We start from the raw sequence: 18,681 nt of genomic DNA on the forward strand, positions 1-18,681 counted from the left end.
ACCTGTAGGAGCTGCCGAAGGCTGCGATCTTTCAACGCAAGTGGCCATAACCCAACTCTTCAGCCTCACGCTGATAATCGAGCACAACCCGATAATCGCTTTCACTGGCCGGCAACACCTCAGGCAAGCCAAGGATCTGCGCCACATCCGGCAGTTCACGCAACGCAAGATTCATCACCTCGCGCAGGTGTTCGATCTGCTCATCAGTGGCAGTAGCGACCGTAATAAACGGCAACGTCGGGCTCAACGCACTGCGCGCCACCACCCGCAAACCGCTGACTTCTTCCGGCGCATGCTGAGCGAGATAGGCATAGGTCACGCTGTCGATGGCCGCCAGATCGGCGTGACCGTCCCGCAACCAGCGCAAACTCTCGCGGTGTGCCCCACTGATGCCGACCGTGGCGAAAAACTGCCCGTCGCGCTGCAGCGGCACCAGGCGCTGGCGCAACAGGTTCATGCCGCTGTTGGAGTCTTCACCGTTGATCACCCCGCGACTGCCGCGAAAGTCCGCCAGGGTTCTGCGGCTGTCGTCAGCACGGCTGAGGATCAGGCTGCAGTGATTGCCGGCGCTGGCGTCGGGCAGTTCGTAGCGCGGGCGACCGACGATGCGTACCTGATCGCGCAACAAGGTCATCAGTGGATAGCCGCAGGTTTGGGTCAGCAGCAGATCGGGGGATAACCAGAGTTCGGGGAGCGACAGGCTGGCGTCGTTCAAGCGGGAGTGGCCAAGGTGTTCGAGGATGCGGGAAATCCAGCGTTCGTTGGCCAAGCGGATGGGCTCGGGGGCGGTGTACATCAGCAGTTCGAGGTGGTGTTGGGTCATACGTTATTTCCCTGCAAATACTTACCCCTGTGGGAGCGAGCTTGCTCGCGAAAGCGGTCTGTCAGACACCAGACATGTCACTGTTCTACCTTCGCGAGCAAGCTCGCTCCCACAGGGGTTTTGTGGTGTTTTTGAGGTTAGTGGAAAGGATGCTGCGGACTGTCGATCGGCTTCAACCCGTGCTGCCGCCACAACTGCCCATAACCCTGCACCAAAAATCCGCCACTGCGCGCTACCCATTGCTCGCGGCGCATGCGGTAGGCCTGAGGCAAGTCGTACCACGCCAGCCCCGGCAGATCGTGATGCACCAGATGAAAATTCAGATTCAGAAACAACCAGCGCCACGGCCAGCCGGCTTCATTGAGAACGGTACGCTGCTCCGGCTGTGCGTGCGGGCGGTGTTCATAGTACGAGCGGATCATCGCGATCGACAGCGCCGGCACGCTGATCAGCAGCAGGTAATGCCACACCGGCAACACGCTGAAGCGCGCGACAAACCACAGCATCAACACGGTGAACGCACCGTGGGTCAGCCACATCGACCAGGCCTGACGCTCACGGTTTTTCAGGCGTTGCAGCTCTTCGGCGGCCAGCGTCAACAACGCCAGCGGCGCGCCAATCGCGAAACGCCCGAGTACAGTCTTGTTCAGCCAGTGCAAGCCTCGCTCGAACAGTGAACTGCCCTGCCAGCGCGCCGCTGTCAGATAACGGCTCTCCGGATCGACGCCGGGCAAGGTCAGGTGTTCATCGCGGTGATGCAGCAGATGGCTGTCTCGGTACAAGGTGTACGGATACCACACCGCGAAGGGAGCGTAGCCAAGGAGTTTGTTGAACAGCACCGAGCGCGTCGGATGCCCATGCAGCAACTCATGCTGCACCGACAGCCACAGCACCAGCAGCGGAATCAGCAGCAATGTACTCAAGCCGCGACCGAGCCAGGCGCTGTTGAGGATGATGGCGAACCAGCCGCCGTACACGCCGATCAGCAGCAGCCAGGTCGGCCACTCGGTACGGGCGGTGAAGCGCTGGCGCAGGGTTTCGATCTGCTGGCGATGGTCGGCGTCGAAGTAATTCGGCATGGCGTGGCTCGGAACGGGAATCTTCCCCTTCTGTGCAACGAAGCCGGGCAATCTTGCAGATTATTTTTGCGCTGAAACGGGAGCCCGAGATCCGGGCTCCCGAAGGACGTGATCAATGACCGAAAATATCGACCTTCTTGGCTTTCTTCTCCGCACGCTTTTCAATGGCGGTCTTGGCCGGTTTCTTCTTCGCGGCTTTCTTTGAATCCATACCTTTGGACATGATGCGTACTCCACTCACAGGGATGTAGGCTCAGGTATACACCTATCCTGCGTCGCCCGTTCTTTTATAATCGACGCTTTGCCCGCCGCCAGTCCGATCCCATGCCCGATACCCAGTACAGCCTGCTCGACGCCACTCTCTGGCCGTTGATGAACAAGTTTTACCGCAGCCACCAATCGTCGATGAAGGCGGTGCGCGATGCGCAACTGTGGGTGGCACGGCGGGAGGACATCGTCGCCGCGCTGTGCTTGCGGCCGGTGGCGGGCGGGCACTGGCTGACCGGGCTGTTTGTCGAACCGGGTTGCCGTGAGCAAGGGATCGGCGGGCAATTGATCGCGGCGGCGGTGAAGGATGTGCAGGAGCCGGTGTGGTTGTTCTGTCACCCGGATTTGCGCGGGTTTTACGAGCGGCGCGGTTTCAGTTTCGACCCCGCTTTGCCCTACGCACTGGCCGAACGGTTAAGCCGGTATGCGCGGAGCAAGCCGATGATTGCGATGGGGCTTGTTTGAAGATCAAAAGATCGCAGCCTGCGGCAGCTCCTACAGGGATCGGTGTAGGAGCTGCCGCAGGCTGCGATCTTTTGATTTTGCTTAATCGTCTGCGCTGGGATCGAGATCCGGGAACATCACTTCGGTAAAGCCGAACTTGCTGAAATCGGTAATCCGCGACGGGTACAGGCGGCCAATCAGATGGTCGCACTCATGCTGCACCACCCGCGCATGAAAACCCGACGCCACGCGCACAATCGGCTCGCCCTTGGGATCGAAGCCCTCGTAGCGGATCTGCTGATAACGGTCCACCGCGCCGCGCAGGCCGGGTACCGACAGGCAGCCTTCGAAGCCCTCTTCGGTCAGCGTATTCAACGGCGTGATCAGCGGGTTGATCAGGATCGTCTGCGGTACGGCTTCAGCATCCGGGTAGCGTTCGCTGTGCTCGAAACCGAAGATCACCAGTTGCAGATCAACGCCGATCTGCGGCGCAGCCAGGCCCACGCCACCGACGCTTTCCATGGTCTGGAACATGTCGTCGATCAATTGCCACAACTCGGGGCTGTCGAACATTTCCGGCGGTACTGGCGGGGCGATGCGCAGCAGGCGTTCATCGCCCATTTTCAGAATTTCACGGATCATGATCAGACTTCGTCAGTGTCCGGCTTGAGCGAGTGATCACGCCCCAGGCCAGAAACATGTTGTTTGGGATGTTCATCGAGTTCGCCGGGGACTTTCTCGCCCTCGTCCTTACCCTCGCTGGACATGTGCTCGATCACCGCGTTCATCTCCGCCCCCAGTAACAGCACGGCAGCGGAAATGTAGAAATACAGCAACAGCACGATGATCGCCCCGATGCTGCCATACATCGCGTTGTAGTTGGCGAAGGTTTTGACGTAGAACGCAAAGCCCAGCGAGGCAACGATCCACACCACCACCGCCAGCACCGAACCGGGGGTGATGAAACGGAATTCCTGTTTGACGTCGGGCATCACGTAGTAGATCAGGGCCACGGCGACCATCATCAGGATCACGATCACCGGCCAGCGCGCAATCGTCCACACCGTGACAATGAAGTCTTCGAGACCCACCTGCGCGGCGATCCAGCCCATCACCTGCGGCCCGAGCACCATCAGCGCCGCCGCCACCAGCAGCATGCCGGCGATGCCGACAGTGTAGAAAATCGACAGCGGGAAGCGCTTCCAGATCGGCCGGCCTTCGACCACGTCATACGCGGCGTTCATCGCGCTCATCATCAGCCGCACGCCGGCGGAAGCGGTGTACAGGGCGATGACGATACCGATGGAGAGCAAGCCGCCCTTAGACTGCTGCAACTGATCGATCACCGGGTTGACCTGCTCCAGCGCCTGCGGCGGCAATACCAGTTCCGACTGCAGGCGCAGCCAGGTGAAGAAGTCCGGCAGGTGCAGGAAGCCGATCAGGGCGATCAAAAACAGAATGAACGGGAACAGCGAGAACAGCATCTGGTAGGCCAGTGCCGAGGCGTAGGTCGACATTTCGTCGTCGACGAATTCAGTGACCGTGCGCACCATTACCCGGTGCAGGGGCAGACCTTTCATGTCCGGAAAAATCATTCGCGTCTCCTTTCGCCGCAATACAGGTTGAAGTCGTGGCGACTCAGGGGCGGTTTTTTACATCACGGTAGCCTACTTGGCGACCCTTGGTAGCGTGTGCAGACTTTTGACACAAGAACGGCCATCCCTGGATGGCCGCTCGTGTGTTGCGCTCAAGGCTGAATTACGCCTTGTCGACACCTTTCTTGATGGCGTCTTTGGCTTTGCCGACTGCTTGCTGGGCTTCGCCTTTTTTCTCTTGAACCTTGCCTTCGGCCTGCAGCTTGGTGTTGTCGGTGGCTTTACCGACGCCTTGCTTGACGTTGCCGACTGCTTCGTTGGCCATGCCTTTTACTTTATCGCCTGTGCTACTCATGGTGTTTCTCCTTGGTGCAATGAAGGGGAAAAGTCAGTACGTAATGATTGACCGGGCGGATTTGCCGCGAGTTTCATTTATTTTTGCCGTTCATTTCGTCGTGCCATGCAGGTTGGGCTTTATGTTTGCCCCTCAAGCCCCGAGAATGCGCACCTATGGGCGCCGTGCGCCAACGATCAGATCCCGCAGGAATGTTATGAAACTCGATAAAAAGCAGGCCATTGCCCGTCGCAACCAGGAACTGGGCGGCGCCGTGCTCGGCACCAACAACTGCCACTTCGCCGAACTGAACCGCAACCGCAACATCTGGTGGTTCGACCTGCCGGTGTCGCGCCTGGCGGTCGGTCAGTACGAGTGGATTCACCTGCTGATGCACACCCCGGCCACCGACGAGCTGCTGCACCTGAAAGTGCCGACCGTGTTCCTGCGGGAAAAGCTCGAAGGCCTGGTGATTCGCAACGAGGGCAAGCGCAAGGCGGCGTTGAGCCTGGAATTGAGTGCGGACAAGGATTCGTATCTGCAGGACATGCGCCCGGCGGGGACCAACGTGAATTTCGCGCCGTTCCGGCAGTAACCGAAAAGCTTCGCGAGCAAGCCCGCTCCCACATTTGGCTGTATTCCAACTGGAGGAACGCGGTTGAATGTGGGAGCGGGCTTGCTCGCGAAGGCGGCATCACAGTCACTACAAATCCACCACCTACTCCAACAAAAAGCCCCGCATCTGCGGGGCTTTTTGCTTCAGGCGGCGGACTTGGCCTTGATCTTTTTCAGCTCTTCGTCACGCAACTCGCGGCGCAGGATCTTGCCGACGTTGGTGGTCGGCAACGCATCGCGGAACTCCACCGAACGTGGCACCTTGTAACCGGTGACGTTGGCGCGCATGTGCTCCATCACGGTTTCCTTGGTCAGGGTCACGCCCGGCTTGGCCACGATGAAGATCTTGATCGCCTCGCCCGACTTCTCGTCCGGCACGCCGATAGCCGCGCACTGCAACACGCCCGGCAGGGTCGCCAGCACGTCTTCCAGCTCGTTGGGGTAAACGTTGAAACCGGAGACCAGAATCATGTCTTTCTTGCGATCGACAATGCGCATGTAGCCATCGGGCTGGATCAGCGCGATGTCACCGGTCTTCAGCCAGCCTTCGCTGTCGAGGATCTCGTCGGTGGCCTCCTGACGCTGCCAGTAGCCCTTCATCACCTGTGGGCCCTTGACGCACAGCTCGCCGATTTCGCCCATTGGCTGCTCGACACCGGCATCGTCGATGACTTTGCACAGGGTCGACGGCACCGGAATGCCGATGGTGCCGATCTGGATGTTCTGGATCGGGTTGACCGTGGCCACCGGGCTGGTTTCGGTCATGCCGTAACCTTCGCAGATCGAGCAACCGGTCACCGCTTTCCAGCGCTCGGCCGCGGCCAGTTGCAGGGCCATGCCGCCGGACAGGGTGACTTTCAGGTTGGAGAAGTCCAGCTTGCGGAAACCTTCGTTGTTGCACAGCGCGACGAACAGCGTGTTGAGGCCGACGAAGCCGCTGAACTTCCACTTCGACAGTTCCTTGACCATCGCCGGCAGATCGCGCGGGTTGCTGATCAGGATGTTGTGGTTGCCGATCAGCATCATCGCCATGCAATGAAAGGTGAACGCATAGATGTGGTACAGCGGCAGCGGGGTGATCAGGATCTCGCAGCCTTCGTTGAGGTTGGAACCCATCAGCGCCTTGCACTGCAGCATGTTGGCGACGAGGTTGCGATGGGTCAGCATCGCGCCTTTCGCCACGCCGGTGGTGCCGCCGGTGTATTGCAGCACCGCGACATCACTGCTGTGCGGATTGGCTTCGGCCACAGGCTGGCCCTGGCCCTTGCTCAGCACGTCGTTGAACTTGACGGCCTTGGGCAGGTGATAGGCCGGGACCATCTTCTTCACGTACTTGATCACACTGTTGATCAGCAGGCGCTTGACCGGCGGCAGCAGGTCGGCGACTTCAGTAACGATGACGTGCTTGACCCCGGTTTTCGGCACCACGGCTTCAGCCAGGTGCGCCATGTTCGCCAGGCAAACCAGGGCCTTGGCGCCGGAATCGTTGAATTGGTGTTCCATTTCCCGCGCGGTGTACAGCGGGTTGGTGTTGACCACGATCAGCCCGGCGCGGATCGCACCGAAGACGGCCACCGGGTACTGCAGAACGTTGGGCAGTTGCACGGCGATTCGATCACCGGGCTGCAAGTCGGTATGCTGTTGCAGATACGCGGCAAACGCACCGGACAATTCATACAGTTCACCGTAGGTGATTGTCTTGCCCAGATTGCTGAAAGCCGGTTTGTTGGCGAAGCGTTGGCAGGATTGCTTCAACACTGCCTGAATATTCGGGTACTCGTCTGGATTGATGTCGGCAGCAATTCCAGCCGGGTATTTATCCTTCCAAAAGTCTTCGATCATGGAAGCCCACTCCTCAGCAACGCGAATTCTTCACCGCATTTGATGCGATTATTATTGGTGTGTGTTTTGTATTGGTGAATCTGGCTTTCATACAGGCCGAGAAGTCACAAAGCGCGCCGAGAGTAGCAGCTTTGCCGAGGGTCGACTAGAGCCAAAAGCGGCCCCTACAGTCATATTGATGACTCAAGACTTTCTGGCAGTCATTTTAGAGCAAAAATCCTATACCACCTCGAAAGTCCCGGTTTTGTGGGGCTTTAAAGCAAAAGATCGCAGCCTGCGGCAGCTCCTACAGGGGATGAGTTCCAATGTAGGAGCCGCCGAAGGCTGCGATCTTTTCGCTTCTGCTCTTAAGCGATATCGCGCAACTCGCGTCGCAGAATCTTGCCGACCGGCGTCATCGGCAACGACTCACGCAGCACGATGTGTTTCGGCACCTTGTAAGCGGTGAAATTCTCTTTGCAGTACGCCTTGAGCTCTTCGAGGCTGACCCCGGTTTCCCGCGCCACTACAAACAGCTTCACCGCCTCCCCCGAACGCTCGTCCGGCACACCGATCACTGCGCAGTTGGCGACCTTCGGATGCGCCATGATCACGTCTTCGATCTCGTTGGGGTAAACGTTGAAACCGGAGACGATGATCATGTCCTTCTTGCGATCGACAATGCGCACGAAGCCGTCCGGATCGATCACCGCAATATCACCGGACTTGAACCAGCCCTCGGCGTCCAGCACTTCGGCGGTGGCCTCGGGTTTGTGCCAATAGCCTTTCATGATCTGCGGCCCCTTGATGCACAGCTCGCCGCGCTCGCCCATCGGCTGCTCGACACCCTCGTCATTGATGACTTTCAGCAGCGTGCCCGGCACCGGCAGGCCGACCGTGCCCAGCCGCGACTGTGTGCCATACGGGTTGGTGCAGGCCACCGGCGAGGTTTCGGTCAGGCCGTAACCTTCGGTGATGCGGCAACCGGTGATCTGCTCCCAGCGCTCGGCGGTGGCCTTGACCAGCGCGGTGCCACCAGAGTTGGTCAGCTTGAGGCTGGAGAAATCCAGGGTCTTGAAGTCCGGGTGATCCATCAACGCGACGAACAGAGTGTTGAGCCCCAGCAGCGCCGAGAAACGCCAGTTCTTCAGCTCCTTGATGAAGCCTGCGATGTCCCGCGGGTTGGTGATCAGCACGTTGTGGTTGCCGGAAACCATCATGCACATGCAATTCGCGGTAAAGGCATAGATGTGGTACAGCGGCAGCGGCGCCACCATCACCTCCTGCCCTTCGCGTAGCAGTGGCTGGCCGTCAGGCCCCAACTGCGCAAGACAGGCGCGCACTTGCTGCATGTTCGCCACGAGGTTGCCGTGGGTCAGCATCGCGCCCTTGGCCAGGCCGGTGGTGCCGCCGGTGTATTGCAACACGGCGATGTCGTCGAGACCGACTTTCAACGGCTTGATCCCCAGACCGCGACCCAGGCGCAACGCACTCTTGAACGAAATCGCCTGGGGCAGCGAATAGTCAGGGACCATTTTCTTCACTTTGCTGACCACGGTGTTGATCAGCCAGCCCTTGGCGGTGGGCATCAGGTCGCCCATCTTCGCTTCGATCAGGTATTGAATATCGGTGTCCGGCAGCACTTCCTGGACCTTCTGCCCGAACATGTTCAGGTACACCAGCGCCCGGGCACCGGAATCCTTGAACTGGTGGCGCATCTCGCGCGCGGTGTACAGCGGGTTGGTGTTGACCACGATCAGCCCGGCGCGCAACGCGCCGAACACAGCAATCGGATATTGCAGCACGTTGGGCATCTGCACCGCGATGCGATCCCCCGGCACCAGATCGGTGTGGGCCTGCAGGTAACCGGCAAATGCCGCGCTGTGGCGCTCCAGCTCAGCGTAAGTCAGGGTCACGCCCATGTTGCTGAAGGCCGGACGATCGGCGAATTTCTTGCAGGAACGCTCAAACACCTCGATCACCGACTTGAACTCGCCCATGTCGATGTCCAGTGGTACGCCAGCGGGGCGTTTGTCATTCCAGAAATCAGGTTGCATTGTTCTTGTCCTCTTTACCTGAATCGATCCGGGAGCCGCTTTTCTGTGGTTTCGCGCTTACTCCTCAAGAGCAGAAAGCAAAAAGCGGAGCTTCACGGACACTAGCAGTTATGGCCATTGAGGCAAATATGGGCAATGCCGTCATTGACCGTATGAATCTTCCCCCCGTGGCGTGAGCTGATCGGACGCGCTATACAATGCAACGACTGCGGGCCGTAACCGCTCGATAAAAAGGAATTGCCATGATTCACCACGCCTTCTGGCTGGACGCGAGTGACCGCAGCCGCCTGTTCGTCAACCAGTGGCTGCCGGCCGCGCCTTTGAAAGCGGTGATCCTGCTGGCTCACGGCATGGCCGAACACAGCGCCCGCTACGCGCGGCTGGCAGAGGCGTTTTGTGCACAGGGTTATGGGGTCTACGCCCCGGATCTGCGCGGTCATGGCAAAACCGCCGATCACGGGACCCTCGGGCACTTTGCCGACGACGATGGCTGGTGCAAGGTAATCGGTGATCTGGCGAGCCTCAACCAGCGCATCGGCCAGCAGCATCCCGACATCCCCATCATCCTGCTCGGGCACAGCATGGGCAGCTACCTCGCCCAGGGTTACCTGCTGCATCACAGCGCCAGCCTGCACGGGGCGATTCTCAGTGGTTCGAACTTCCAGCCGGTGGCGCTCTACGGCGCGGCGCGACAAATCGCCCGTTTCGAAAAACTGCGTCAGGGTGGCAAGGGCCGCAGTGCGCTGATCGAGTGGTTGTCGTTCGGCTCGTTCAACAAGAAATTCAAACCGGCGCGCACGCCGTTCGACTGGCTGAGCCGCGATCCGGTGGAGGTCGATCTGTATGCCAGCGACCCGCTGTGCGGCTTTCGCTGCACCAATCAATTGTGGATCGACTTGCTCGGCGGCTTGCAGCAGATCAGCAAAGCGTCCAATCTCGCCCAGATCGACCCGGGCCTGCCGCTGCTGGTGATCGGCGGTGAATGTGATCCGGTGAGCGAAGGCAAGCGTCTGACAGATCTGGCCGAGGCATTGCGCTCGGCCGGCAGCCAGAACCTGCAACTGAAGATCTACCCGCAGGCGCGGCACGAATTGTTCAATGAAACCAATCGCGACGAAGTGATTGCCGATGTGCTGACCTGGATCGACCAGGCGCTGAGCCATCGCCGCCCTCATCGCAGCGAATAATTTTTTGTGGATTCACTTTAATCCGTCACAGGAATCAAGACCGATGACCCAGGTTACCAACATCCCTTACGAAGCCCTCGAAGTCGGCCAGACCGCCAGCTACAGCAAGACTGTCGAAGAGCGCGACATTCAGCTGTTCGCCGCGATGTCGGGCGACCACAACCCGGTGCACCTGGACGCCGAGTTCGCCGCTGCCAGCATGTTCAAGGAACGCATCGCCCACGGCATGTTCAGCGGTGCGTTGATCAGCGCCGCCGTTGCCTGCGAGTTGCCTGGGCCGGGCACCATCTACATCGGTCAGCAGATGAGCTTTCAGAAGCCAGTGAAGATTGGTGACACCCTGACCGTGCGTCTGGAGATTCTCGAGAAACTGCCGAAGTTTCGCGTGCGCATCGCCACTCGCGTGTTCAATCAGCGTGACGAATTGGTAGTAGATGGCGAAGCGGAAATTCTGGCACCGCGCAAGCAACAGACCGTGACCCTGCCGACGTTGCCGGGGATCAGCATCGGCTGATCATCAGGTACACAAAACAAAAGTGGGAGCGGGCTTGCTCGCGAAGGAGTCGTGTCAGCAACAGCATCGTTGCATGACACACCACTTTCGCGAGCAAGCCCGCTCCCACAGTTTTTTAGCGTGGCTTACGAACGAGCGCGAGCCTGGTTACGCAGGGCTTTCACCTGGTCGTGGTTGCGTTGTACGCCGTGGTACTGACGCTCAACCAGGTCACGAATGCCGACCAGACCGTGCTTGTTGATTTTCTCGATGGCTTCACGATAAGCCTTCAGCGCATGGTCTTCACCGCGCTCGGCTTCGTTCAGCACAGCCTCTTCGTCCTTGCCGGTGAACATGGCTTTGACGTCGACCCAGCGACGGTGCAGGTCACCGCTGACGCTGGTGGAGGTTTCCGGATCGCCGCCCAGCTTGCGCACTTCAGCCTGCAGTTCGGCAGCTGCGGTCGCGCAATCGGCAGAGCGGGTCACGAACAGGGTTTTCAGTTCCGGGTGCTTGATGTCTTCAGCGCAAGTCTTGAACCCTTCCTGGCCGTCCTTGCAGGTTTCGATCAGGTCGTTGAGTACAGAGATCGCTTCTTTGTTCATGTCAGTCATTTTTCAATTCCTTGCGGTTGGTTGAAGATGCAAGGGATATTGCAGTGTGCGTGCCAGCTTCTCAGACAAAAATAATTCCTTGTTTTTCAACAGCTTAAAGATAGTTGAACTATCTGGATCACGGTTATTTGCATGAACTGTCATTTGGCCTGCATGCAGAATGCCTGTATTTTCCAGACTGACATGAATCCAGACGATTGCCCCTGATGAATCCTGAAAAGCTCGAACTGTTGATCACCCGTGAAATGCCCTTCGGCAAGTACAAGGGCCGGATCATTGCCGACCTGCCGGGGCCATACCTGAACTGGTTTGCCCGCGAAGGTTTCCCTCACGGCGAACTCGGCGGACTGCTGGCGTTGATGCAGGAAATCGACCATAACGGCCTGTCGGACCTGCTCGAACCGCTACGCGCCAAACACGGCAAACCTGCCCCGCGCCACTGACGCGCCCTCCTATCCAGAGCCTCGACCATGCCTGACAATACCCGCCGCGCCCGTGACGAAGCTTTCTGGCAAACCTTCGCCGACCGCTACGAAGCGCAGACCGGCCCGCTGAACCTGGAGAACGGTTATTTCGGGCGCATGTCGCGTACGGTGGTCGAGGACTATCAGCGCAACATCGAGATGGTCAACACCAGCAACTCGGTGTACGTACGCCAGCGTTTCGAACAGCACGACAGCCTCGATATCCGTGCGCAACTGGCCGAGTTGATCGGTGTGCGCGCGCAAAGTGTGGCGTTTACCCGCAACGCCAGCGATGCGTTGCAATCGTTGATCCGCAACTACAACCGCCTGCAACCGGGCGATCAGGTGTTGATCAGCGACCTGGAATACGACACGGTAAAGGGCGCCATGCGCTGGCTGGCGCGTCATCGCGGCGTGGACGTGATCGAAATCGATCATGCGCATCCGGCCAGCTTCGACAGCCTGCTGGACACCTACCGCGAAACCTTCCTCCGCTATCCGAAACTCAGGTTGATGGCTCTGACCCACGCCACCCATCGCTCCGGGCTGGTGATGCCAGTGCAAGCCATCGCCGCGCTGGCGAAACAGCATGGCGTGGACATCATCCTCGACGGCGCTCACGCGCTCGGGCAGATCGATTTCAACCTGGAAGCACTGGGCATCTCGTTCGCCGGTTACAACCTGCACAAGTGGATCGGCGCCCCCTTGACCCTGGGCTTTCTGTACATCGCGCCGCAGCGTCTGGCCGACATCGATCCGGACATGGGCGAAATGCACTTCCCCGTCAGCGATATCCGCGCCCGCACGCCGTACAGCACGCCGAACATTCCGGCGCTGATGTCCCTGCCACTGGTGTTCGAGGAACACCGCTCGCTGGGCGGCGCCGCGGCCAAGGGCGCGCGGCTCAATTACCTGCGCAACCTGTGGGTCAGCGCGGTGCGGCATCTGCCGGGGATCGAGGTCATGACGCCGGACGATCCGCGCCTGTATTGCGGCATCACTTCGATGCGTTTCACCCGCCACGCTGATCAACAGGCAATGGCCGAACGGTTGCTCAATGAATACAACCTGTTCACCGTAGTGCGTAACGGCGCAGCAAGCGGGCCGAGCATCCGCATCACGCCGGGGCTGACCACCACCGCCGCAGACATGCAGCGCCTGACCCACGCACTCAACGAGCTGCGCTGATCCGCTCACACGGTGTACTTGTCGAAATCCTCGGGTTTTATCTGCGACGAGGCGGCGAAAGTATCGATGCCAATGGTCAGGTGGCCGAAAAAGCCGTCCTCGTGAGAGTCGCGGCCGATCGGCCACACCGTCAGTGTCGAGCCTTCGCCATCCAGGCTGGAGTAGCGGCAGACTTCGCTGCTGTTCAATGCTGTAAAAGCCCGCCCGCGACAGTCCCGGGCATTGAGTACAGCGCGAGAAACTCTTTCGGGAAAATACAGCTGACCGACCCACGCCACGTTGCGCTCGTCCAGATAGTCGTTGCCGCCAACGATGCGCACTGCCACATGAACATGCAGCGCACGGCCGGCATAGAACCCCGGATAGACCGTGGTGAATCGCACCCGTCCGTGCTGATCGCAAAACTGGCGACCGCGCAGACTGGTGTCATCGTCGGTACGCGGGTTCGAGCCGATGACTTGCGCGCCGGCTTCGAGATCCGGATTGATCCGACGTCCCCCCGAACAGGCACCAAGCGCGTTGCAGTGCCAGATATCCACCAGCGCCCCGCTGACCGGTTCGCCGGTCATGGCGTCGACGATGGTCAGGCGCAGCAGCAAGGGCAGCCCTTCGGCACCTTCGCTGATGTTGCGGCGCAGCAGCTTGGGATTGCGAAAATACGGCCCGGCGATTTGCTCGGGGGCCAACTGATAGACCGGTTGTGACGATGTGGCTGAAATATCTCGTTCCATGACGCGTTCTCTCTTCCATAAGATGAACGCAGATTAGCGATGCACGAGGCTTTCGGCGCGGTAACTATGTATCGCTGAGTAACGAATGACTATGTAGGAGCTGCCGCAGGCTGCGATCTTTTGATCCTGATTTAAAAAACAACATCAAAAGATCGCAGCCTGCGGCAGCTCCTACAGGGATGAGGTTTTCTTGAGGCAAAAAAAAACGGTGCACCGACCAAGCGCACCGTAAAGCCGTAGAACACACAACGAAGTGTCAGGTAAAAACGTTTAGTCCAGCAGCGCCAGAGCCTCGGCGGTGCATTCCTGAATGCGCGCCCAGTCGCCGTTCTTGATCCACTCGGGATCGAGCATCCAGCTGCCGCCCACGCACATGACGTTTTTCAGCGCCATGTAGCTCTTGATGTTGGCAGGACCAACGCCGCCAGTCGGGCAGAATTTCACTTCGCCGAACGGGCCGCCGAGGGCCTTGATTGCCGCTACGCCGCCGCTGACTTCCGCCGGGAACAGCTTGAAGCGGCGATAACCCAGGCCATAGCCTTCCATGATGCCGGAGGCGTTGCTGATGCCTGGCAACAGCGGAATCGGGCTGTCGACGCTGGCTTCGAGCAGGTCACGGGTGATGCCTGGAGTGACGATGAACTGCGAACCGGCCGCTTCGGCAGCGGCCAGCATGTTGCGATCAAGCACGGTGCCTGCGCCGGTCACCAGTTCCGGACGCTGCTCGCGCAGGATCTGGATCGCCTTGAGACCGAACTGCGAACGCAAGGTCACTTCCAGCGCGGTCAGGCCACCGGCCGCCAAGGCGTCGGCCAATGGCAGCACGTCCTGCTCACGGGCAATGGTGATCACCGGCAGGATGCGCGCCTTGGCGCAGAGGCTGTCGATCAGGGCAACTTTGTCCGCCATGGAAACGGTCGGGGATGGGGTTGTCATAGCGGCTGTTCCTTGGCTCATGGGCACCAGTAAATCTCTAGCGTGGGTTGCAGAAACGCGCGTACCGGCATGGCCGCGACGTCGTCGGATGCCAGTGCGGCATTCAGGGTGGTCAGTTTCGATTGACCGGAAATCGACAGAATCTTGTGCTTGGCCGAAGCCAGCAGTGCACGGCTCATGGTCAGGCGTTGACGCGGCACACTCGGCGCCAGCATCGGCCAGCAGCGACGAGTGCCGTCAGCCTGCAACGCTTCAGTCAGGTTCGGGCTGTCGGGGAACAGCGACGCGGTGTGACCGTCATCGCCCATGCCCAGCACCAGCACGTCAATCGGCGGCAGTTCGGTGAGCAAGCGGTCGGCTTGTTCCGCAGCCTGCTCGACGTTGGCCGCCGCGCTGTAAAGGCTGAGGAACTGCGCCTTGGCCGCCGGGCCCTTGAGCAGGTATTGCTTGAGCAGACCGGCATTGCTGTCGGCGTGTTCGACCGGCACCCAGCGTTCGTCGGCGAGGGTCACGACAACCTTCGACCAGTCCAGCGCCTGCTTGGCCAGATGCTGAAAAAACGCCACCGGACTGCGACCGCCAGAGACCACCAGCACCGCGTTGCCCCGTGCGGCGATCGCTTCGCTCAGTTGCTTGGCAACGTTCAGTGCCAGGCCTTCGGCCAACAGCACCGGGCTCTTGAATTCGTGGGCGTTCACGCCCGTCGGCAGTTTCACATCAGATATCGCCATACCACGACCTCCCGTCCCGCGTGATCAAAGCAATGGAGCTCATCGGCCCCCACGACCCGGCCGCATACGGCTTGGGCGCGTCACCGGACTTTTTCCAGCCGGCAATCAACTGGTCACACCACTTCCACGCGGCTTCGATTTCATCTTTACGGACAAACAGGTTCTGATTGCCGTTCATCACTTCCAGCAACAACCGCTCGTAGGCATCGGGGATCCGTGCGCTGCGCCAGGTGTCGGAGAAATTCAGTTGCAGCGGGCCGCTGCGCAGTTGCATGCCCTTGTCCAGGCCCTGCTCCTTGGTCATCACGCGCAGGGAAATGCCTTCGTCCGGTTGCAGACGGATGATCAGTTTGTTGCTGATCTGCAGGCGTTGCTCCGGCGCAAAGATGTAGTGCGACGGTTCCTTGAAGTGGATGACGATTTGCGACAGCTTCTGCGGCATGCGCTTGCCGGTGCGCAGGTAGAACGGCACGCCGGCCCAGCGCCAGTTGCGGATGTCGGCACGCAGGGCGACGAAGGTTTCGGTGTCGCTCTGGGTGTTGGAATTCGGCTCTTCGAGGTAGCCCGGCACGGACTTGCCTTCGCTGTGCCCGGCGATGTATTGACCGCGCACCACTTGGGTGGTCAGGCCTTCCGGGCTGATCGGCGCCAGCGCCTTGAGCACTTTCACCTTTTCGTCACGGATGCTGTCGGCGGACAGGTCGGCCGGCGGGTCCATGGCGATCAGGCACAGCAGCTGCAGCAGGTGGTTCTGGATCATGTCGCGCAGTTGGCCGGCCTTGTCGAAGTAGCCCCAACGGCCTTCGATGCCGACCTTCTCGGCCACGGTGATTTCCACGTGGGAGATGTAATTCTGGTTCCACTGGGTTTCGAACAGGCTGTTGGCGAAACGCAGGGCGATCAGGTTCTGAACGGTTTCTTTGCCCAGGTAGTGGTCGATGCGGTAGGTGCGGTTTTCCGGGAAGAATTGCGCTACGGCGTCGTTGACCTTGCGCGAGGATTCGAGGTCAGAGCCGATCGGCTTTTCCAGGACCACGCGAGTGTTTTCCGCCAGACCGACTTTCGCCAGGTTTTCGCAAATCGCGCCGTACACCGCCGCCGGGGTGGCGAAGTAGGCAATCATGCGTTGTGCAGTACCGGCGGCTTCCGCCAGCGCTACGTAATCTTCAGCCTTGAGGAAGTCGACATGCAGGTAGCTCAGGCGCGCCAGAAAGCGCTCGGCTACGGCCTCGTCCAGCTCTTTGCCGACGTAACGGCGCAGTTCGGCAGCGATGAACGCCATGTGCTGCTGCTCGGAACCGGGTTCACGGGCCAGCGCGAGGATGCGCGTGTCCTCGTGCAACAAGTCGGCGCCATCGAGGTGATAAAGGGCAGGAAACAGCTTGCGCAGGGCCAGATCGCCGAGAGCGCCGAACAAGGCAAAGGTGCACGGTTCAACCGTAATCGAAGGCATGATGTTTGTTCTTTTATCAAGTTAAGCTACAAATACCTTTTTTCAAGGCATCACTCAAGGGAAAATGTAGTAATAACCACAACATTTTCGCAAAATACAGATTCCGAGTGGTGGTCGGTCGGAGCCATCAGTAGGATAGGCCACCGTTACGGGCCACATCAAAGGCCCAATTTGCATAGCCCGGCGCACCTTTGCGCAGGTGAATTAGGAATTCCATATGGACCGCGTGCGAAATTTACTGGAACAGATCCAGAGTCGCCTTGAAGAGCTGAACAAGGCCGAACGCAAAGTCGCCGAGGTGATCCTGCTCAACCCACAGCAGGCCACCCGCTTCAGCATCGCCGCCCTCGCCCAGGCCGCATCGGTGAGCGAGCCGACGGTCAACCGTTTCTGCCGTTCGTTCGGTGTCAGCGGCTACCCCGAACTCAAGTTGCAACTGGCACAGAGCCTGGCCAGTGGCGCGGCGTATGTCAGCCGCGCGGTGGAGGCCGACGACAATCCCGAGGCGTACACGCAGAAGATTTTCGGCAGCGCCATCGCCTCACTGGACAGCGCTTGCCAGGCACTGGACCCGAACCTGATCAGCCGCGCCGTCGACCTGTTGATTCAGGCCCGGCAGATCCACTTTTTCGGTCTCGGTGCGTCAGCGCCTGTGGCTTTGGATGCGCAGCACAAGTTCTTCCGGTTCAATCTGGCGGTGACGGCCCATGCCGATGTGCTGATGCAGCGGATGATTGCTTCGGTGGCGCACACCGGTGAGCTGTTCGTGATCATTTCCTACACCGGCCGCACCCGCGAACTGGTAGAAGTGGCGCGAATCGCCCGGGAGAACGGCGCCTCGGTGCTGGGCCTGACCGCCGAGAATTCGCCGCTGGCCAAGGCCAGCACCCTGAGCCTGAACATTCCGCTGCCGGAAGACACCGACATTTATATGCCGATGACTTCGCGGATCATTCAGTTGACGGTGCTGGATGTGTTGGCGACCGGTATGACCCTGCGCCGCGGAGTGGATTTCCAGCCGCATCTGCGCAAGATCAAAGAGAGCTTGAATGCCAGCCGGTATCCGGTGGGGGATGAATTCAATTAGGACGCTTCGGGTAAAAGATCGCAGCCTTCGGCAGCTCCTACATGATGTGTACGCCACTCCCATGTAGGAGCTGCCGAAGGCTGCGATCTTTTGATCTTCAGGCAGCAGCCCACGCCTGCAAGCTCAAATGCGCTTTCTCCCCCGGCGCCAGATGCAGGCTGTCGGTGCCCCCCGCCGCCGCTTCGACACAGACAAACTCCGTCACCTCATCCCAACTCACCCCCAGCAACGGCCGTGAGCCAGGATGCCAGACCACGGTGTCGCCGCTGTCACCGGTATCGATGCACAACTCACGCTGCCAGGCGTGATCCTTGAGCTGTAATTCGCCATCGTGCTGGAACACCCGCTGACACCCGCCATCGACGCGCAACTCGCCTTCCTGCTGACAGGACTGGCGGCTCAGCTGGTCATAACCCTGCGCACCTTCGAGGCCAGACAGCGCTATCTCACCAACATCGCCAATACGCCAGTAAGCGTGCAAAGCCTGGCTCAACTGGCACGGCATGTCGTCCTGATGCTCGGTGCTCAGGCGTAATTCCATGCGCTCACCCAGATGCGCATGCAGATCGACCTGCCAGTCGCACAGCTGCAATTGCCAATGCAGGCGCACGCCATCTTCGGCACTGCTGCTGTCGAGCAGTTTCCAGTCGAGCAGGCGCGCCCAACCGTGGGATGGCCAGGCGTTTTCGCTCGGATGGCGGCCATACCACGGCCAGCACACCGGCACGCCGCCACGAATGGCGCCAACGTGGGGCCACTTTG

Annotated in this window: 20 protein-coding genes; 7 read left to right on the top strand and 13 right to left on the bottom strand. The window is 59.8% G+C overall.

What is annotated here, in order from left to right; translation table 11 throughout:
- Positions 1-31: 31 nt before the first annotated feature.
- Positions 32-823 (bottom strand): phosphate/phosphite/phosphonate ABC transporter substrate-binding protein, encoded by a 792-nt coding sequence (locus DBR18_RS01905; RefSeq protein ID WP_108589051.1) that lies wholly within the window; start codon positions 821-823, stop codon positions 32-34.
- A 137-nt stretch (positions 824-960) separates the two neighbouring features.
- Complete coding sequence (locus tag DBR18_RS01910; RefSeq protein ID WP_108589052.1) at positions 961-1,902, bottom strand: fatty acid desaturase; 942 nt, start codon at positions 1,900-1,902, stop codon at positions 961-963.
- 324 nt (positions 1,903-2,226) lie between these two features.
- Here DBR18_RS01910 and DBR18_RS01915 point away from each other — a divergent pair, with 324 nt between their 5' ends.
- Positions 2,227-2,634 carry a GNAT family N-acetyltransferase gene (locus DBR18_RS01915; protein ID WP_108589053.1) on the top strand — a complete coding sequence of 136 codons (408 nt, stop codon included), beginning with the start codon at positions 2,227-2,229 and terminating at the stop codon, positions 2,632-2,634.
- Between the two features lie 81 nt (positions 2,635-2,715).
- Here DBR18_RS01915 and def read toward each other — a convergent pair whose 3' ends face one another.
- From def to DBR18_RS01930, 3 genes are all read right to left on the bottom strand, one after another.
- A complete protein-coding gene (gene def / locus DBR18_RS01920) occupies positions 2,716-3,255 on the bottom strand; it encodes a peptide deformylase (RefSeq protein ID WP_108589054.1) in 540 nt (179 codons plus the stop codon).
- Between the two features lie 2 nt (positions 3,256-3,257).
- The gene (locus tag DBR18_RS01925; protein WP_108589055.1) at positions 3,258-4,208 is read right to left on the bottom strand and encodes a YihY/virulence factor BrkB family protein; all 951 of its coding nucleotides are present in this window, start codon (positions 4,206-4,208) and stop codon (positions 3,258-3,260) included.
- A 163-nt stretch (positions 4,209-4,371) separates the two neighbouring features.
- Positions 4,372-4,563, bottom strand: a complete 192-nt coding sequence (locus DBR18_RS01930) for a CsbD family protein (protein WP_003227408.1) — start codon at positions 4,561-4,563, stop codon at positions 4,372-4,374.
- A 196-nt stretch (positions 4,564-4,759) separates the two neighbouring features.
- On the opposite strand from DBR18_RS01930, the gene DBR18_RS01935 reads away from it, so the two are divergent.
- A complete protein-coding gene (locus DBR18_RS01935) occupies positions 4,760-5,137 on the top strand; it encodes a hypothetical protein (RefSeq protein ID WP_041068691.1) in 378 nt (125 codons plus the stop codon).
- A gap of 164 nt (positions 5,138-5,301) precedes the next feature.
- On the opposite strand, the gene fadD1 is transcribed toward DBR18_RS01935, so the two are convergent.
- Together fadD1 and fadD2 are read right to left on the bottom strand one after the other, a co-directional pair.
- Positions 5,302-6,999 carry a long-chain-fatty-acid--CoA ligase FadD1 gene (fadD1, locus tag DBR18_RS01940; protein WP_003227414.1) on the bottom strand — a complete coding sequence of 566 codons (1,698 nt, stop codon included), beginning with the start codon at positions 6,997-6,999 and terminating at the stop codon, positions 5,302-5,304.
- Positions 7,000-7,346: 347 nt separating this feature from the next.
- Complete coding sequence (gene fadD2 / locus DBR18_RS01945) at positions 7,347-9,035, bottom strand: long-chain-fatty-acid--CoA ligase FadD2 (RefSeq protein ID WP_108589056.1); 1,689 nt, start codon at positions 9,033-9,035, stop codon at positions 7,347-7,349.
- Positions 9,036-9,277: 242 nt separating this feature from the next.
- Here fadD2 and DBR18_RS01950 point away from each other — a divergent pair, with 242 nt between their 5' ends.
- Together DBR18_RS01950 and DBR18_RS01955 are read left to right on the top strand one after the other, a co-directional pair.
- The gene (locus DBR18_RS01950; protein ID WP_108589057.1) at positions 9,278-10,222 is read left to right on the top strand and encodes an alpha/beta hydrolase; all 945 of its coding nucleotides are present in this window, start codon (positions 9,278-9,280) and stop codon (positions 10,220-10,222) included.
- A 43-nt stretch (positions 10,223-10,265) separates the two neighbouring features.
- A complete protein-coding gene (locus DBR18_RS01955; RefSeq protein ID WP_108589058.1) occupies positions 10,266-10,736 on the top strand; it encodes a MaoC family dehydratase in 471 nt (156 codons plus the stop codon).
- 125 nt (positions 10,737-10,861) lie between these two features.
- Here the strand turns inward: DBR18_RS01955 and DBR18_RS01960 are convergent, their stop codons facing one another.
- A complete protein-coding gene (locus tag DBR18_RS01960; RefSeq protein WP_003227422.1) occupies positions 10,862-11,329 on the bottom strand; it encodes a PA2169 family four-helix-bundle protein in 468 nt (155 codons plus the stop codon).
- A gap of 206 nt (positions 11,330-11,535) precedes the next feature.
- Between DBR18_RS01960 and DBR18_RS01965 the strand changes: the two genes are divergently transcribed.
- Together DBR18_RS01965 and DBR18_RS01970 are read left to right on the top strand one after the other, a co-directional pair.
- The gene (locus DBR18_RS01965) at positions 11,536-11,772 is read left to right on the top strand and encodes a DUF3820 family protein (protein WP_003227425.1); all 237 of its coding nucleotides are present in this window, start codon (positions 11,536-11,538) and stop codon (positions 11,770-11,772) included.
- A gap of 27 nt (positions 11,773-11,799) precedes the next feature.
- Positions 11,800-12,981, top strand: a complete 1,182-nt coding sequence (locus tag DBR18_RS01970) for an aminotransferase class V-fold PLP-dependent enzyme (RefSeq protein WP_108589059.1) — start codon at positions 11,800-11,802, stop codon at positions 12,979-12,981.
- A 5-nt stretch (positions 12,982-12,986) separates the two neighbouring features.
- Here DBR18_RS01970 and DBR18_RS01975 read toward each other — a convergent pair whose 3' ends face one another.
- The 4 genes from DBR18_RS01975 to zwf all read right to left on the bottom strand — a co-directional run bounded on the left by DBR18_RS01975 (position 12,987) and on the right by zwf (position 16,832).
- Positions 12,987-13,712: an intradiol ring-cleavage dioxygenase gene (locus DBR18_RS01975; protein ID WP_108589060.1), complete on the bottom strand. Its 726-nt coding sequence runs from the start codon at positions 13,710-13,712 to the stop codon at positions 12,987-12,989.
- Positions 13,713-13,982: 270 nt separating this feature from the next.
- On the bottom strand, positions 13,983-14,648 hold the full coding sequence (locus DBR18_RS01980; RefSeq protein ID WP_007969324.1) for a bifunctional 4-hydroxy-2-oxoglutarate aldolase/2-dehydro-3-deoxy-phosphogluconate aldolase: 666 nt from the start codon (positions 14,646-14,648) through the stop codon (positions 13,983-13,985).
- A 17-nt stretch (positions 14,649-14,665) separates the two neighbouring features.
- On the bottom strand, positions 14,666-15,379 hold the full coding sequence (gene pgl, locus DBR18_RS01985) for a 6-phosphogluconolactonase (protein WP_108589061.1): 714 nt from the start codon (positions 15,377-15,379) through the stop codon (positions 14,666-14,668).
- Positions 15,366-16,832 (bottom strand): glucose-6-phosphate dehydrogenase, encoded by a 1,467-nt coding sequence (gene zwf, locus DBR18_RS01990; protein ID WP_108589062.1) that lies wholly within the window; start codon positions 16,830-16,832, stop codon positions 15,366-15,368. Before zwf ends, pgl begins: the two co-directional genes overlap by 14 nt.
- Positions 16,833-17,058: 226 nt before the next feature.
- Between zwf and DBR18_RS01995 the strand changes: the two genes are divergently transcribed.
- Complete coding sequence (locus DBR18_RS01995) at positions 17,059-17,919, top strand: MurR/RpiR family transcriptional regulator (RefSeq protein WP_169842436.1); 861 nt, start codon at positions 17,059-17,061, stop codon at positions 17,917-17,919.
- A gap of 97 nt (positions 17,920-18,016) precedes the next feature.
- Here DBR18_RS01995 and DBR18_RS02000 read toward each other — a convergent pair.
- A partial coding sequence (locus tag DBR18_RS02000; RefSeq protein WP_108589066.1) for a D-hexose-6-phosphate mutarotase occupies positions 18,017-18,681 on the bottom strand: 665 nt, incomplete at its 5' end.

This window comes from Pseudomonas sp. HMWF021 (assembly GCF_003061005.1).
Lineage (GTDB): Bacteria > Pseudomonadota > Gammaproteobacteria > Pseudomonadales > Pseudomonadaceae > Aquipseudomonas.

Excerpts from the sequence above, each read along its gene's own strand:
- DBR18_RS01930 (WP_003227408.1), bottom strand. The coding sequence starts at position 4,563 with ATGAGTAGCACAGGCGATAAAGTAAAAGGCATGGCCAACGAAGCAGTC.
- DBR18_RS01925 (WP_108589055.1), bottom strand. The coding sequence starts at position 4,208 with ATGATTTTTCCGGACATGAAAGGTCTGCCCCTGCACCGGGTAATGGTG.
- DBR18_RS01980 (WP_007969324.1), bottom strand. The coding sequence starts at position 14,648 with ATGACAACCCCATCCCCGACCGTTTCCATGGCGGACAAAGTTGCCCTG.
- DBR18_RS01960 (WP_003227422.1), bottom strand. The coding sequence starts at position 11,329 with ATGACTGACATGAACAAAGAAGCGATCTCTGTACTCAACGACCTGATC.
- DBR18_RS01910 (WP_108589052.1), bottom strand. The coding sequence starts at position 1,902 with ATGCCGAATTACTTCGACGCCGACCATCGCCAGCAGATCGAAACCCTG.
- DBR18_RS01935 (WP_041068691.1), top strand. The coding sequence starts at position 4,760 with ATGAAACTCGATAAAAAGCAGGCCATTGCCCGTCGCAACCAGGAACTG.
- DBR18_RS01950 (WP_108589057.1), top strand. The coding sequence starts at position 9,278 with ATGATTCACCACGCCTTCTGGCTGGACGCGAGTGACCGCAGCCGCCTG.
- zwf (WP_108589062.1), bottom strand. The coding sequence starts at position 16,832 with ATGCCTTCGATTACGGTTGAACCGTGCACCTTTGCCTTGTTCGGCGCT.
- fadD2 (WP_108589056.1), bottom strand. The coding sequence starts at position 9,035 with ATGCAACCTGATTTCTGGAATGACAAACGCCCCGCTGGCGTACCACTG.
- DBR18_RS01905 (WP_108589051.1), bottom strand. The coding sequence starts at position 823 with ATGACCCAACACCACCTCGAACTGCTGATGTACACCGCCCCCGAGCCC.
- DBR18_RS01965 (WP_003227425.1), top strand. The coding sequence starts at position 11,536 with ATGAATCCTGAAAAGCTCGAACTGTTGATCACCCGTGAAATGCCCTTC.
- DBR18_RS01975 (WP_108589060.1), bottom strand. The coding sequence starts at position 13,712 with ATGGAACGAGATATTTCAGCCACATCGTCACAACCGGTCTATCAGTTG.
- fadD1 (WP_003227414.1), bottom strand. The coding sequence starts at position 6,999 with ATGATCGAAGACTTTTGGAAGGATAAATACCCGGCTGGAATTGCTGCC.
- DBR18_RS01915 (WP_108589053.1), top strand. The coding sequence starts at position 2,227 with ATGCCCGATACCCAGTACAGCCTGCTCGACGCCACTCTCTGGCCGTTG.
- pgl (WP_108589061.1), bottom strand. The coding sequence starts at position 15,379 with ATGGCGATATCTGATGTGAAACTGCCGACGGGCGTGAACGCCCACGAA.
- DBR18_RS01955 (WP_108589058.1), top strand. The coding sequence starts at position 10,266 with ATGACCCAGGTTACCAACATCCCTTACGAAGCCCTCGAAGTCGGCCAG.
- def (WP_108589054.1), bottom strand. The coding sequence starts at position 3,255 with ATGATCCGTGAAATTCTGAAAATGGGCGATGAACGCCTGCTGCGCATC.
- DBR18_RS01970 (WP_108589059.1), top strand. The coding sequence starts at position 11,800 with ATGCCTGACAATACCCGCCGCGCCCGTGACGAAGCTTTCTGGCAAACC.